At 61.5% G+C, this 12,868-nt stretch carries 10 protein-coding genes; 4 read left to right on the top strand and 6 right to left on the bottom strand.

Annotated elements, in window-relative coordinates:
- Window positions 1–46: 46 nt before the first annotated feature.
- Together MMS95_RS13630 and MMS95_RS13625 are read right to left on the bottom strand one after the other, a co-directional pair.
- A complete protein-coding gene (locus tag MMS95_RS13630; RefSeq protein ID WP_242141785.1) occupies window positions 47–2,479 on the bottom strand; it encodes a formate C-acetyltransferase/glycerol dehydratase family glycyl radical enzyme in 2,433 nt (810 codons plus the stop codon).
- Between the two features lie 4 nt (window positions 2,480–2,483).
- Window positions 2,484–3,383: a glycyl-radical enzyme activating protein gene (locus MMS95_RS13625; RefSeq protein WP_242141784.1), complete on the bottom strand. Its 900-nt coding sequence runs from the start codon at window positions 3,381–3,383 to the stop codon at window positions 2,484–2,486.
- 149 nt (window positions 3,384–3,532) lie between these two features.
- Between MMS95_RS13625 and fsa the strand changes: the two genes are divergently transcribed.
- Window positions 3,533–4,198 (top strand): fructose-6-phosphate aldolase, encoded by a 666-nt coding sequence (gene fsa / locus MMS95_RS13620; protein ID WP_021503809.1) that lies wholly within the window; start codon window positions 3,533–3,535, stop codon window positions 4,196–4,198.
- A 48-nt stretch (window positions 4,199–4,246) separates the two neighbouring features.
- Here the strand turns inward: fsa and MMS95_RS13615 are convergent, their stop codons facing one another.
- Window positions 4,247–6,313 carry a carbon starvation CstA family protein gene (locus tag MMS95_RS13615; RefSeq protein ID WP_021503808.1) on the bottom strand — a complete coding sequence of 689 codons (2,067 nt, stop codon included), beginning with the start codon at window positions 6,311–6,313 and terminating at the stop codon, window positions 4,247–4,249.
- Window positions 6,314–6,370: 57 nt separating this feature from the next.
- Complete coding sequence (locus MMS95_RS13610) at window positions 6,371–6,655, bottom strand: hypothetical protein (RefSeq protein ID WP_126181070.1); 285 nt, start codon at window positions 6,653–6,655, stop codon at window positions 6,371–6,373.
- Between the two features lie 43 nt (window positions 6,656–6,698).
- Between MMS95_RS13610 and MMS95_RS13605 the strand changes: the two genes are divergently transcribed.
- Both MMS95_RS13605 and MMS95_RS13600 read left to right on the top strand, forming a co-directional pair.
- Complete coding sequence (locus MMS95_RS13605; protein ID WP_242141783.1) at window positions 6,699–7,862, top strand: M20 aminoacylase family protein; 1,164 nt, start codon at window positions 6,699–6,701, stop codon at window positions 7,860–7,862.
- A gap of 30 nt (window positions 7,863–7,892) precedes the next feature.
- Window positions 7,893–9,203 (top strand): MFS transporter, encoded by a 1,311-nt coding sequence (locus MMS95_RS13600; protein ID WP_242141782.1) that lies wholly within the window; start codon window positions 7,893–7,895, stop codon window positions 9,201–9,203.
- Window positions 9,204–9,277: 74 nt separating this feature from the next.
- Here MMS95_RS13600 and MMS95_RS13595 read toward each other — a convergent pair whose 3' ends face one another.
- Both MMS95_RS13595 and gloA read right to left on the bottom strand, forming a co-directional pair.
- Complete coding sequence (locus MMS95_RS13595) at window positions 9,278–11,212, bottom strand: exoribonuclease II (protein ID WP_242141781.1); 1,935 nt, start codon at window positions 11,210–11,212, stop codon at window positions 9,278–9,280.
- A gap of 187 nt (window positions 11,213–11,399) precedes the next feature.
- The gene (gene gloA / locus MMS95_RS13590; protein WP_004930603.1) at window positions 11,400–11,927 is read right to left on the bottom strand and encodes a lactoylglutathione lyase; all 528 of its coding nucleotides are present in this window, start codon (window positions 11,925–11,927) and stop codon (window positions 11,400–11,402) included.
- Between the two features lie 99 nt (window positions 11,928–12,026).
- Here gloA and MMS95_RS13585 point away from each other — a divergent pair, with 99 nt between their 5' ends.
- A complete protein-coding gene (locus MMS95_RS13585; RefSeq protein ID WP_242141780.1) occupies window positions 12,027–12,836 on the top strand; it encodes a LysR family transcriptional regulator in 810 nt (269 codons plus the stop codon).
- The last annotated feature ends 32 nt before the right edge of the window (window positions 12,837–12,868 follow it).

Raw genomic sequence — 12,868 nt, 5'->3', positions numbered from 1 at the left:
GCCTGATGATGCGGCCGCCAAGGCGCGGCCGCTAAGAGTCAAAGGTTTAAAGAGTATGTTCTGTGCGCGCAATAATATCATCCTGCGCCTCAGGGGATAATGCGGTAAAGAAGGCGGAATAGCCAGCTACGCGAACCACTAAATCACGATATTGGTCAGGGTGTTGCTTCGCCGCCAGCAGCGTTTCGCGCGACACGATGTTGTACTGCACATGCCAGCCGCGGTAGCTCTCGAAGAAGGTGCGCAACATCAGCATCAGCTTTTCCCGATCGCGCGGGTTGTCCAGCGTCGCCGGGTTCAGCTTTTGGTTGAGCAGCACGCCGCCGAGGATCGCCTCGGTCGGCAACTTGGCGAGCGAATTGAACACCGCCGTCGGCCCCAGATGGTCGGTGCCGGACGCCGGGCTGGCGCCTTCCGCCAGTGGCGTGTGCGCCTTACGACCATCGGGCGTGGCCAGAGTGGCGGCGCCGAAGGGCACGTTGGCCGAAATCGATGAGGTGCCGGCGTAGTAACCACCGCCGATCGGCCCGCGGCCGAAGCGGGTGTTGCGATACTGCTTCAGTTCTTCGATATAGGTTTGGTAGGCGCGCACCAGTAGCCGATCGACCTCGTCCACGTCGTTGCCGTATTTGGGCGCGGCGTTGAGCAGCCGCTGGCGCAGCTGCTCGCCATCCAGCCCGGCGAAGTCTTCGGCCAGCGCCGTCGCCAACTGCTGCTGGCCGATCGCCCCCTGGTCAAACACCAGTTTGCGCACCGCCGCCAGGCTGTTGCCCAGGTTGGCGATGCCGACCTGCAGGCCGGAAACCCAATCGTATTTGGCGCCGCCTTGCTTGATGCTTTTACCGCGTTCGATGCAGTCATCCACCAGCGCGGAACAGAGGATATCGTGGGCATTCTCTTCCAGCACGCTGTCCACCACGCATTCGATCTCGATCGACTTGCGCGTGTAGTAGCGGATTTGCCGATCCCAGGCGGCTAAGACCTGCTCGAAATCGGCGAAGTTTCCTTTGGATAGCGCCTGTTCCTGCGGCAGGAAGATCTGCCCGGAGGTCGCGTCGCGGCCCTGTTCCAGCGCTGCCAGCAGCACCCGGGCGAAGTTGATGAAACTCATGCCGGTGCAGCGATAGCCCCATTTGCCGCCGACGGCGGTCTCGATGCAGCCGATGGCGGCGTAGTTGTAAGCGTCTTGCGGCTCAACCCCCAGCTTGATGAACTCGGGAATGACGATTTCGTCGTTGTTGAATGCCGGCATGCCGAAACCGCAGCGGATCACCTGCACGCAGGCGTCGAGGAAGTCGGCGCTCATCCCGGCATGGTAACGCACGCTGAGGTTGGGCTGAGTGGAGCGCAGGCGGCCGCAGGACTCAAGAATGGCGTAGGACAGCGGGTTGACCGCATCGCACGGCTGGCCGTCGATCAGCTTCTGTCCGCCGATGGTGACGTTCTGGTACAGCGGGCTGCCGGCGGAAGCCTTGGAATGCGAGCCGGAGCGGATCTTGTTGACCTCCAGCAGCTTCAGCCAGCAACTGTGCAACAGCTCGATGGCGTCTTCCCGCGCCAGCTTTTGCTCCAGCTCCACGTCACGCCGATACCAGGGATAGAGGTATTGATCGAGGCGGCCAAAGGAAACCGAATGGCCGTTGGATTCGATCTGTAACGTCAGCTGGATGAAATAGCACAGCTGCAGCGCCTGCCAGAAGGTTTGTGGCGGGCGATGGGCGATCCGGTCGCAGTTATCCGCGATGGCCAGCAGCTCGGCGCGCCGCCAGTCGCGGGCTTCGTTTTGCGCCATGTCGCGCGCCAGGCGGGCGAAGCGCAGGATGTGTTCGCTCAGCGCCGCTAGCACGATGTCGATAGCGTTGAGAAACTGCGCTTTGTGCAGGTCTTCCCACTCGGTCAGGCGCAGGCGGCTGCGGCGCGCGTTCACTTTTTCACGCAGGCCGTCGAGACCTAGCTCCAGCAACAGCGGGAAGTTGACCGCCAGGTGAGCATCGCCGGAGGTCATGTTGCCCTCGGCCTTGATGATGCCGGTGGCCAGCAGCGCTTTTTGCTCGTCGGTGAACATGCCGTAGCAGCGATCCTGCACCGTTTGGCCACGCCACCAGGGGCACAGGCGATGCAAAATCGCCTTGTTCTCTTCGCTGACCGAAAAACCGGCGCCCGGCCGGTCGGCTAGCTGGTCTATTTCGTTTTCTATCCAGCCGACGGTGTATTCGGGGAAGATCGGCGCGGCGCGCAGTTCGCTGGCCTGGTTGCCGACGATCAACTCGTCGTTGGCGATCCAGATGCTGCGTTTCGCCAGGTGGTTAGCCAGCGCCAGCGCGCGGCGCACCGGCAGCGGCTTGTCCTGATGCTGTTGATAGGCTTCGGTATAGTGCTGTGCGCGTTCGGTGCACACCGGCGGTTTGACGATGTGGATCAGCGCGTTCTTGTGCGCCTGAATGCGGGCGCTTAGGGTGGTCAAATCCAATGTGGTCATGGCGTTATCCTCGCAAAATGGCGGTCAGGCCTTTGGCGCCGGCATAGGCTTCGGCGAAGGCCAGCAAATCCGGCGCGTCCAGCGGCGTGCGGGCGGCGCGGTAGGGCTCGCCGAGCAGGTGATACTTGTTGATGCCCAGCGTGTGGTACGGCAGAAAGTGGATCTCCGATACGCCGATCTCGTCGGCGGCGAAGTCGACGATCGCGCGGACAGAGCGGCGATCGGCGTTGAAATCGGGGATCAGCGGCACGCGCACGATCATCTGCACGCCATGCGCCGCCAGCCGGCGGAAGTTGTTCATTACCCGGCGTGCGGAGCCGCCGGTCCAGGCTCTGAAGCGCGCTTCGTCGGTGTGTTTGAGATCGGCCAGCAGCAGATCCAGCCACGGCAATGAAGGCGCGATGTAACGCCAGGGAACGTGCAGGCAGGATTCGACGGCGGTGTGGATGCCGGCCTCGCGGCCGCGCCGCAGCAGTTCCGCCGCAACCTCCGGCTGCATAAAGGGCTCGCCGCCGGACAGGGTTAAACCGCCGCCGCTGCGCAGGTAGAAAGGCTTATCCCGCATCACCTCGGCCATGATATCGTCGGGGTTGACCGGGCTGCCGCACAGGCTGAGCGCGCCGGTCGGGCAGGTGGCGGCCAGGGCGGCATAATCGTCTGCGCTAATCAGCTCGCGTTGCAGCGTCAGCGGCCCGTCGGTGCGCTGCAGCCCTTGCGGACAACGCTCGGCGCACAGCGTGCAGCCGCTCAGGCACAGGCGCTCGTCAAACAGCAGGTCTGCGTGGCGCGAACGGCTTTCCGGGTTCTGACACCAGCGGCAGCTCAGCGGGCAGCCTTTTAAAAAGACCACGCTGCGGATGCCCGGGCCGTCATGGGTCGAGTAGCGCTGCAGATTGAAGAACATGAGTCACCCGTTTGGCGTTGCTGAATCTTTCGCCATTAAAGGTGTTTCGAATGAAAGTTGAATTGATTTTGATCAAAGGTTGGCGGTTTTTTTGCCCTATGATGATCAGAGTTTGAATCCGCCCACAGAACATGACACAGGAGTCCGTGATGGAGCTTTATCTCGATACCGCCGATGTGACCGCGGTAAAACGCCTGGCGCGCATTCTGCCGCTGCACGGCGTCACCACCAACCCGAGCATCGTGGCGAAGGAAGGCAAGCCGATCTGGGAAGTGCTGCCCGCGCTGCGCGACGCCCTCGGCGGCACCGGCAAGCTGTTTGCGCAGGTGATGGCGGCCGATGCGGAACGTATGGTGGCGGAGGCGGCGCTGCTCAGCCAGCGGGTACCGGGGCTGGTGGTGAAGATCCCGGCGACCGCCGAAGGGCTGGCGGCGATCAAGAAACTTAAAACGATGTCCATTCCGACGCTGGGCACCGCAGTGTACGGCGCCGGGCAAGGGCTGTTGGCGGCATTGGCCGGGGCGGAATATGTGGCGCCTTATATCAACCGCGTGGATGCGCAGGGCGGCGACGGCATCGAAATGGTGCACGAGCTGCAGCAGTTGTTGAGCCTGCATGCGCCCTCGGCGCAGGTGCTGGCCGCCAGCTTCAAAACGCCGCGCCAGGCGCTGGAGTGCCTGCTCGCGGGCTGTCAGGCCATCACGCTGCCGGTGGACGTGGCGGAGCAGTTCCTGAATGCGCCGGCCGTACAGGCCGCGGTCGAGAAATTCGAACAGGATTGGCAGGGGGCGTTCGGCTCGACGCTGTTAGGCTAAAGCCAGTAAAAAGGGCGCCGCGGCGCCCTTGCTTGATGCTCGGTTCGTTTAGCCGCGGCCGGTCTCCTCCCGCAGCGCGGCGTTCACCTCGTGCGCCGTCGGTTGTTCGGAACGCAGCGCCCTGCGGATCGCGAAGAAGGCGGCGATCAGCATGGTCACCGCCACCAGCATAAAGAACCCGCACAGCGCGGCGTTGATCTGGTTGCTGAACACGATGGTCTCCATGTCCTTCAGCGACTTGGCAGGCGCAATGATCGTGCCTTGCTCGATGCCGGTTGAAAATTTCTTCGCCTGCGCCAGGAAGCCGATGCTCGGTTTCTCATGGAAGATCTTCTGCCAGCCGGCGGTCATCGAGGTGACGAACAGCCAGGCGGTCGGCAGAATGGTGACCCAGGCGTAGCGCTGCTTCTTCATCTTGAACAGCACCACGGTGCCGAGGATCAGCGCCATCGATGCCAGCATCTGGTTGCCGATGCCGAACAGCGGCCACAGGGTATTGATGCCGCCGAGCGGATCGACCACGCCTTGATACACGAAGAAGCCCCAGCCGGCCACCGCCACCGTGGTGCCCGCCAGGTTGCCGAACCAGGAGCGGTTGTTGGCCAACTGCGGCACCGCCACGCCTACCAGATCCTGCACCATAAAGCGGCAGGCGCGGGTGCCGGCGTCGACGGCGGTCAGGATGAACAGCGCTTCGAACAGAATGGCGAAGTGGTACCAGAACGCCATCATCGCCCGGCTATTGAACACCTCGCTGATGATGTGCGCCATGCCCACGGCGAAGGTCGGGGCACCGCCGGCGCGCGACAGTATCGAATTCTCACCCACCTCTTTGGCGATCAGCGCCAGCGTTTCCGGCGTGACGATAAAGCCCCAGCTGTTAATGACCTGCGAAGCATTTTCCACCGTGGTGCCGATCAGCGCCGCCGGCGAGTTCATGGCGAAGTAAACGCCCGGATCCAGCACCGAGGCGCAGATCAGCGCCATGATGGCGACGAAAGACTCCATCAGCATGGCGCCGTAACCGATAAAGCGAATGTGGCTTTCGCGCTCCACCAGTTTGGGCGTGGTGCCGCTGGAAACCAGCGCGTGGAAGCCGGAAATGGCGCCGCAGGCGATGGTGATGAACAGGAATGGGAACAGGGCGCCGGCGAACACTGGGCCGCTGCCGTCGATAAAGCGCGAAACCGCCGGCATTTTCATCTCCGGCATGGCGAAAACGATGCCGATGGCCAGGCCGATGATGACGCCGATCTTCATAAAGGTCGAAAGGTAGTCGCGCGGCGCCAGCAGCAGCCACACCGGCAGCACCGAGGCGACGAAGCCGTAGATCACCAGCACCCAGGTCAGGGTGGTGCCGTGCAGCGTGAAGAACGGCCCCCAGTAGGGATCTTGCGCCACGTTGCCGCCGTAAACGATCGCCAGCAGCATCAGCACGAAGCCGATCACTGAGATTTCAGCGATTTTGCCCGGCCGGATAAAGCGCATGTAGATGCCCATGAACAGCGCGATCGGGATGGTGGCGGCGATGGTGAACAGCCCCCACGGGCTGTCGGCCAGCGCCTTCACCACCACCAGCGCCAGCGCCGACAGGATGATGATCATCACCCCCAGCGCGCCGAGCATGGTAATCACCCCGGCGAACGCCCCCAGCTCTTGCTTGGCCATCTCCCCCAGCGAACGTCCGTCGCGGCGGGTGGAGATGAACAGCACCAGAAAATCCTGCACCGCGCCGGCCAACATAACGCCGACCAGGATCCAGATGGTCCCCGGCAGGAAGCCCATCTGCGCGGCCAGGATCGGCCCCACCAGCGGCCCGGCGCCGGCGATGGCGGCGAAGTGGTGGCCGAACAGCACCCATTTGTTGGTGGGCACGTAGTCCAGGCCGTCGTTGTGGCGTTCGGCCGGGGTAAGACGGCGGTCATCCAGTTCAAAGACCTTGTCGGCGATGAACCGGCTGTAGAAGCGGTAGGCGATGCTGTAGCAGGCGACGGCGGCGACCACCAGCCAGACGGCGTTGACGTGTTCGCCGCGGCTGAGCGCCAGCATGGCGAAGGCGAAAGCGCCGACCAACGCCACCAGCAGCCAGATAAGTCCGGACCTGATGTTTTTCATGAAACAACTCCTTGGCGTACAGAGGTAGAAATTGACGTTGTTATTAGGGATGACGTTTTAACAGTAGAAGTTTTGCCGCCGAACCGCGGCAGGTCGGATGAGAAATGTGAAGCAGGTGGGGTTTTGGTGGAAAAACAACGTGATGAAACCCCATTGGTGCAGGCTGTCGTCGCAATGTGGCCCGGCAGCGTTTCCTGCTGCATTTTTAATTTTTATCTGGCGAATAATATCTAAACCCATCGCTTGCGCGATCCCTTTGGCATTATTTTTCTGTATTGCCGACACAAGGGGTACTAATAAACGTTTTGCGTGATATATCTTGGCTCGCGCTCGAAGCGCCATTCATTTATTTCACAAATAATAAAGTCAATAAAAGGAATTAATAATGATAGATAAAGTCATTGCAGGTTATTTACCGCAGCTAACGGCCATTCGTCATGATATTCATCAGCACCCGGAGCTTGGCTTCGAGGAGTTTCGTACCAGCGATTTGGTGGCGGATTATCTGAGTTCGTGGGGGTATGAGGTGCACCGCGGATTGGCGGGCACCGGCGTCGTCGGTACGCTGCGGGTGGGTGACGGCGTGAAAAGCCTCGGGCTGCGCGCCGATATGGATGCGCTACCGATCGAAGAAAACAACGGCAAATCCTGGAGCAGCAGCGTGCCCAACCGCATGCACGGTTGCGGCCACGACGGCCATACCACCATGTTGCTCGGCGCTGCGCGTTACCTGGCGCAAACCCGCCGCTTCAATGGCACGCTGCATCTGATTTTTCAGCCGGCGGAAGAGACGCTGGGCGGCGGCGCGTTGATGGTGGAGCAAGGGTTATTCGAACGCTTTCCCTGTGACGCCATCTTCGCCATGCACAACATGCCGGGTCTGCCGGTGGGCGAGTTTTTCTTCCGTCACGGCGCCTTTATGGCTTCGACGGACCAATTCGTCGTTACCGTGCAAGGCTGCGGTGGGCACGGCGCTATGCCGCATCTGACCGTCGATCCGGTGCTGGTGGCCTCGCATATCGTCGTCGCGCTGCAAAGCATCGTCTCGCGTAATACCGATCCGCTGGAGGCGGCGGTGATCACCGTCAGCAGCATTAAGGCCGGTGAGGCGGCCAATGTGATCCCTGATAGTGCGGAAATGAAGCTCAGCGTGCGATCGCTGGGGCGCGAATGGCGAACAACGCTGTTAACGCGCATTCCTGCGCTGATTCAGGCGCAGGCGCAAAGCTTCGGCGCCACGGCAATCGTGAACCACATCAACGGCGCTCCGGTATTGGTTAACGATGAGGCTATGACGCGCTTCGCGCATCAGGTGGCGCAGCAGCAGTTTGGCGCCGCGCGCGCGCACTACGGCGCTAAGCCGCTGATGGGCAGCGAAGATTTCACCTTCATGCTTGAGGCGCAGCCGCGAGGCTGCTATCTGCTTATCGGCAATGGCGACGGTGAAGGAAGCTGTATGGTGCATAACCCGGGATACGACTTTAACGATGAATGCCTGGCGGCGGGCAGCCATTATTGGGGCGCGCTGGCGGAAGCGTATTTAAAATAAGTCAGAAAAATAATAACAGGGAAGATAATAATGAGTGAAAATACGGCGGTGATGCAATCAGAAATAAACGCGCCGTCGAAGACGGGCGGCAAGAAAGTGATATTTGCCGCCTCCTTCGGTAATGCGCTGGAATTTTTCGACTTCGGCATTTATAACTTCTTCGTCATTTATATCAGTGTGCTGTTCTTTCCGCCGTCGAGCGATCCTAATCTGGCGTTGCTGCTGGCGTTCGCCACGTTCGGCGTCAGTTTTATTATGCGGCCTCTGGGCGGTATTTTGATCGGCGCCTATGCCGATCGCCGCGGCCGCAAACCGGCGATGATCCTGACGATTTCACTGATGAGCCTGGGTACGGCGATGATCGGCTTTGCGCCGACCTACGCCAGCGCCGGCTATTGGGGAACCATCACGCTGGTGGTGGCGCGCCTTATCCAGGGGGTGGCGGCGGGCGGAGAGGTGGGGGCGTCGATGTCGTTGCTGGTGGAGTCGGCGCCGCCCAATCGGCGCGGCTTCTATTCCAGCTGGTCACTGGCGACGCAGGGCATCGCCAGCGTGATTGGCGGTGTGACAGCGCTGGGGTTGAGCGCCGCGCTGCCGCTGCTTTCGGGCGAACCGAACGCGATGGCTGAATGGGGCTGGCGCATTCCTTTCTTTATCGGCGTGGCGCTTGCTCCGCTCGGTTGCTGGCTGCGCCTCGGGCTGGAAAGCGACCGTCCGCCGATGCCGCGCACTCAGGAGCCGCCTGCGCAGCTGCGCCGGCACTCGCGAGCGGTGGTGCTCGGCGTGATGTTGACCATCGGCGCCACGGTTGCCACGTACATTTCTATGTATTATCTCGGTACCTTTGCGGTGAAGTATCTGGGCATGGCGCAGACTTACGGCTATGCCGCGATGCTGCTGGCCGGGATCATCACTTTCGGCGGCAGTTTGCTGGTTGGGGGCTGGTGCGATCGCTATGGCCGTCTGCCGCTGATCCGCTGGGCGCGGATCGCCATTTTGCTGCTGGCGTTGCCGGTTTTCTGGTTGCTGACGGTGGCGCCGTATCCGGCGGTGTTGCTGAGCGTGGTTGCGCTGATGGTTGGGCTAACGACGTTGGGGTCTGTTCCTACGCTGTTGGTGATTTCCGAGCTGTTTCCGCAGCGCGTACGCGCGCTGGGGTTTGCGTTGGTTTATAGCCTTGGCGTCGCAATCTTCGGCGGCTTTGCCCAATACATCGCTTCACAGTCGATCGCACTCAGCGGTTCGCTGCTGGCGCCCGCCGGCTATCTGATGTTGGCGACGCTGATCTCGCTGGCCGCGCTGCCGCTGTTGCGTGAAACCGGCGGCGATCCGCTGCGCTAGCAGACGCGGGGCAAAAAAAGCGCCGGCGGTTCTCACCGCCGGCGTTTTGCGTTACGACCGTTTCAGGTTGGCGTTCAGGCCACAGGGCGGGCGATCACGCTGCGGGTTTCCATGCGTACTTCGGCGATGGTGACCTGCAAGGTGTCGCTCTGGCGGTAAACCACTTCGCCTTTGATCTGCACGGTGCCGGTTTCCTGGCTGCACTGCATCTCGTCACGCACCGCATGAATGAACGGCGCCGGAATGAAGGCAACCGCGCCGTTGTCCAGCAGGCGCACGCGCAGGCCGCCGCGTGTCACGTCGATAATCTCGGCGTTGAAGCGGGTATCGGTGCCGGCCTTGTCCTGCAGGAAACGGGCGTACAGCCAGTCGCCGACGTCGCGTTCCGCCATGCGGTTCAGGCGGCGGCGTTCCGCCAACTGCACCGTCACGTCATCCTGCGGTTTTTCCGCCGGCTGCTGGTTGATGATCGCCTTCAGCAGGCGATGGTTGACCATATCGCCGTATTTACGGATTGGCGATGTCCAGGTGGCGTAAGCCTCCAGCCCCAGACCGAAGTGCGGCCCCGGCGTGGTGCTGATCTCCGCGAAGGTTTGGAAGCGACGGATACGACTGTCAAGGAACTGAGTCGGCTGCGCATCCAGATGGCGGCGCAGTTCGCAGAAGCCCTCAAGGGTCAGCAGTTTTTCGGCTTCGGCTTCCACGCCGTTAGCCTGCAATACGGTGACCGCTTGTTCAACCAGCGCGGGATCGAAACCGGTGTGCACGTTGTACACGCCGAAGCCCAGGCGATCGCGCAGCACGATGGCGGCGCAGACGTTGGCGGCGATCATGCACTCTTCAACGATGCGGTTGGCGCTGCGGCGCTGCTCGGTGACGATCTCCAGCACGTCGCCTTTTTCACCCAGCACGAAGCGGTAGTCCGGGCGATCTTTGAATACCAGCGCATGCTGGTGACGCCAGGCGTTGCGCGCGTCGCAAACGCGTTTCAGCAGGGTGATCTGTTGCGCGATGGCGTCGCTCGGCGGCTGCCAGCCGGCAATGCCTTCCAGCCAGTCGGAAACTTCGTCGTACACCAGTTTGGCTTTGGATTCGATCTCGGCGGCGAAGAACTGAATATCGTCGCCCAGCGCGCCGTCGGCGGCGATGGTTACGCGGCAGGCCAGCACCTGGCGGCGCTCATTAGGGCGCAGCGAGCACAGGTTGTCCGACAGATCGCGCGGCAGCATCGGGATGTTAAAGCCCGGCAGGTAGTTGGTGAAGGCGCGCACGCGGGCGATATCGTCCAGCTTGCTGCCTTGCTCGACGTAGGCGGTCGGATCGGCGATGGCGATGGTCAACTGCAGCGAACCGTCAGCGTTGTCGGTCACGTACAGCGCATCGTCCATGTCCTCGGTGCTGGCGCTGTCGATGGTGACGAATTCGAGCGCGGTCAGATCTTCACGCACCAGCGCCGCGTTCGGCTCGCTGAGGGCCTGCATCTCCGGCGCCTCTTTTTCCAGGTTGTGACGCGCCAGCGTCACCCACCACGGGGCGAAATGGTCTTCACCGTCGGTGATAAACTGGGTCAGGTCGGCGTTGAAGCCGCGATCGCCTTTCAGCGGATGGCGGCGCATTTCCGCCACCGCCCAGTCGCCAGCCTGGAAGTTGTGGGTCAATTCACGCACCGGGCGGCACGGAATCGCCTCTTTCAGCAACGGATGATCGGGCACGATGGACAGACGATCGTCGCGCTTTTGCACGCGGCCGACAAAGCGCGACAGGAACGGCTCGACCAGGGTTTCCGGCTCGGCGATTTCGCGCTCTTTCTCGGTGTGCAGGGTGGCGATAATGCGATCCCCGTGCATGACTTTCTTCATGTACGGCGGTGGAATGAAGTAACTTTTTTGACCGTCTACTTCAAGAAAGCCAAAGCCTTTCTCAGTCCCTTTCACGACGCCTTCAACGCGCGGGGTCTGAGAGTGAAGTTGCTGTTTAAGCTGCGCCAGCAGCGGGTTATCTTGAAACATATCGTCCAGTGAATGGGTTGTGAGTGGCAAGATTTGCGGCTGACAGTTTTACGCGAATCACCCGCTGCGAGCAAGCCTAACGTCACGGAACCCCGCGTTGCCGCGCGATTTTGCGCAAGAATGGTCAATCGAAGTGCGATAGATGAAAAACCCCGGCGCGAGGGCCGGGGTGAAGGAGGGGGGGCAATCAGTCCTGCAGCGGCGTCGGCTGCAGGATTTCAATCCAGTAATCGTCCGGATCGCGAATGAACGCCACGTAGTTCATGCGGCCTTCATGCAGGCGTTTCTGGAAGGTGACGCCCAGGCGCTCAAAACGCTCACAGGCGGCGCGCACGTCCGGCACCGTGACGCACAGGTGGCCAAAGCCGCGCGGCTCGCCGTTGCCGTTGTGGTAGTGGAAATCCGCCTGATTTTCGGTGCCGTGGTTATGGGTCAGTTCGAGAATGCCCGGTTGGCTCAGCGCCCAGCGTTTGCGTTCGTCGTCATCCTGCGGGATCTGCTCGCGCGGGCTGCGCGTCAGGTAGCAGATGGTGAAAGCGGCTTCTTCGAACGTTTCCAGATAGACCGGGGTAAAGCCCAGTACGCGGGTATAGAAATCCAGCGCCTTGGTCAGGTCTTTCACGCGGATCATGGTGTGGTTGAACACGTAACCGTCGGTTACCGCGTCCGGTTGGGCCGCCACGCCGGGCAGCGTCAGTAGGTCATTCAGTGGCATCAGAGATCCTCCTCAGGGTGTCGGCAGACTGTAGATGAAATCGATGCTAATCTAAAGTGATTGTTTTTAACTAAAACACTAACTAAAAGTGAATGATTAATGAAGCTGAGTCAGCTGAAGTTTTTCTGCACCGTGGTGGAACACAAAACCATTGCCGCCGCCGCCCGCGAGCTGCACTGCGTGCCTTCCAACGTCACGCTGCGGCTGCGCGAGCTGGAGGAGTCGCTGGGCGGCGAGCTGTTTTTCCGCGACAAGAACCGGCTGTACGTCAATCCCAAAGGACGACTGTTCTATCAGCAGGCGCGCGACATCGTGGCGCAGGCCGAGCGCAGCAAGCAGCTGTTCGCCGGCGAGCAACAGCATGGGCTGTTAAACCTCGGCGCGCTGGATTTTTCGCTGGTCAGTCACTTGCCGGCGCGCATTGCCCGGCTGCGCCGTTTACAGCCTCATTTGCACATCAACGTGCTGAGCCGCGACTCGCTGGTGCTGGAACGCATGTTGATCGACAGCGATCTCGATCTGGCGATCACCGACGGCCCAATTGAGCATCCGCTGCTGGCCAGCCAAAAGGCGTTTGACGAACGGCTGGTGCTGCTGATGCCGGCGGATGTCGGGCAGCCCGACGCCGCCACGCTGGCGCCGCTGGAGTTTTACACGTTCAGCCGCGAGTGCTCGTTCCGGCTGAAGGTCGATCACTGGCTGGCCTCGCGCGGGCTGAAACCGCGCATGACGCTGGAAATGGAATCTTATGCCGCGATGGCGGCCTGCGTGCAGGCCGGCTGCGGCGTCGCCTGCGTGCCGGGTTCGTTGCTGCCGCTGATCTTGCCGGCGCCGGGGCTGAAGGTGGTGGAAATGGGCGAGGAGGGCGTGAGCGATCTCTATTTCGTCCTGTCTCTTATACACATCTGACGCTGCCGACGATGGCCTCTGTGTGTAGATCT

This window comes from Serratia sp. PGPR-27 (assembly GCF_022678525.1).
In the GTDB taxonomy this organism is placed as follows: domain Bacteria; phylum Pseudomonadota; class Gammaproteobacteria; order Enterobacterales; family Enterobacteriaceae; genus Serratia; species Serratia nematodiphila.
This window is presented reverse-complemented; position numbering and strand designations above follow the sequence as displayed.

What these genes read in the sequence shown, in the direction of transcription:
- fsa (WP_021503809.1), top strand. Translation starts at nt 3,533, where the DNA reads ATGGAGCTTTATCTCGATACCGCCGATGTGACCGCGGTAAAACGCCTG.
- MMS95_RS13625 (WP_242141784.1), bottom strand. Translation starts at nt 3,383, where the DNA reads ATGTTCTTCAATCTGCAGCGCTACTCGACCCATGACGGCCCGGGCATC.
- MMS95_RS13615 (WP_021503808.1), bottom strand. Translation starts at nt 6,313, where the DNA reads ATGAAAAACATCAGGTCCGGACTTATCTGGCTGCTGGTGGCGTTGGTC.
- MMS95_RS13630 (WP_242141785.1), bottom strand. Translation starts at nt 2,479, where the DNA reads ATGACCACATTGGATTTGACCACCCTAAGCGCCCGCATTCAGGCGCAC.
- MMS95_RS13585 (WP_242141780.1), top strand. Translation starts at nt 12,027, where the DNA reads ATGAAGCTGAGTCAGCTGAAGTTTTTCTGCACCGTGGTGGAACACAAA.
- MMS95_RS13610 (WP_126181070.1), bottom strand. Translation starts at nt 6,655, where the DNA reads ATGGCGCTTCGAGCGCGAGCCAAGATATATCACGCAAAACGTTTATTA.
- MMS95_RS13595 (WP_242141781.1), bottom strand. Translation starts at nt 11,212, where the DNA reads ATGTTTCAAGATAACCCGCTGCTGGCGCAGCTTAAACAGCAACTTCAC.
- gloA (WP_004930603.1), bottom strand. Translation starts at nt 11,927, where the DNA reads ATGCCACTGAATGACCTACTGACGCTGCCCGGCGTGGCGGCCCAACCG.
- MMS95_RS13605 (WP_242141783.1), top strand. Translation starts at nt 6,699, where the DNA reads ATGATAGATAAAGTCATTGCAGGTTATTTACCGCAGCTAACGGCCATT.
- MMS95_RS13600 (WP_242141782.1), top strand. Translation starts at nt 7,893, where the DNA reads ATGAGTGAAAATACGGCGGTGATGCAATCAGAAATAAACGCGCCGTCG.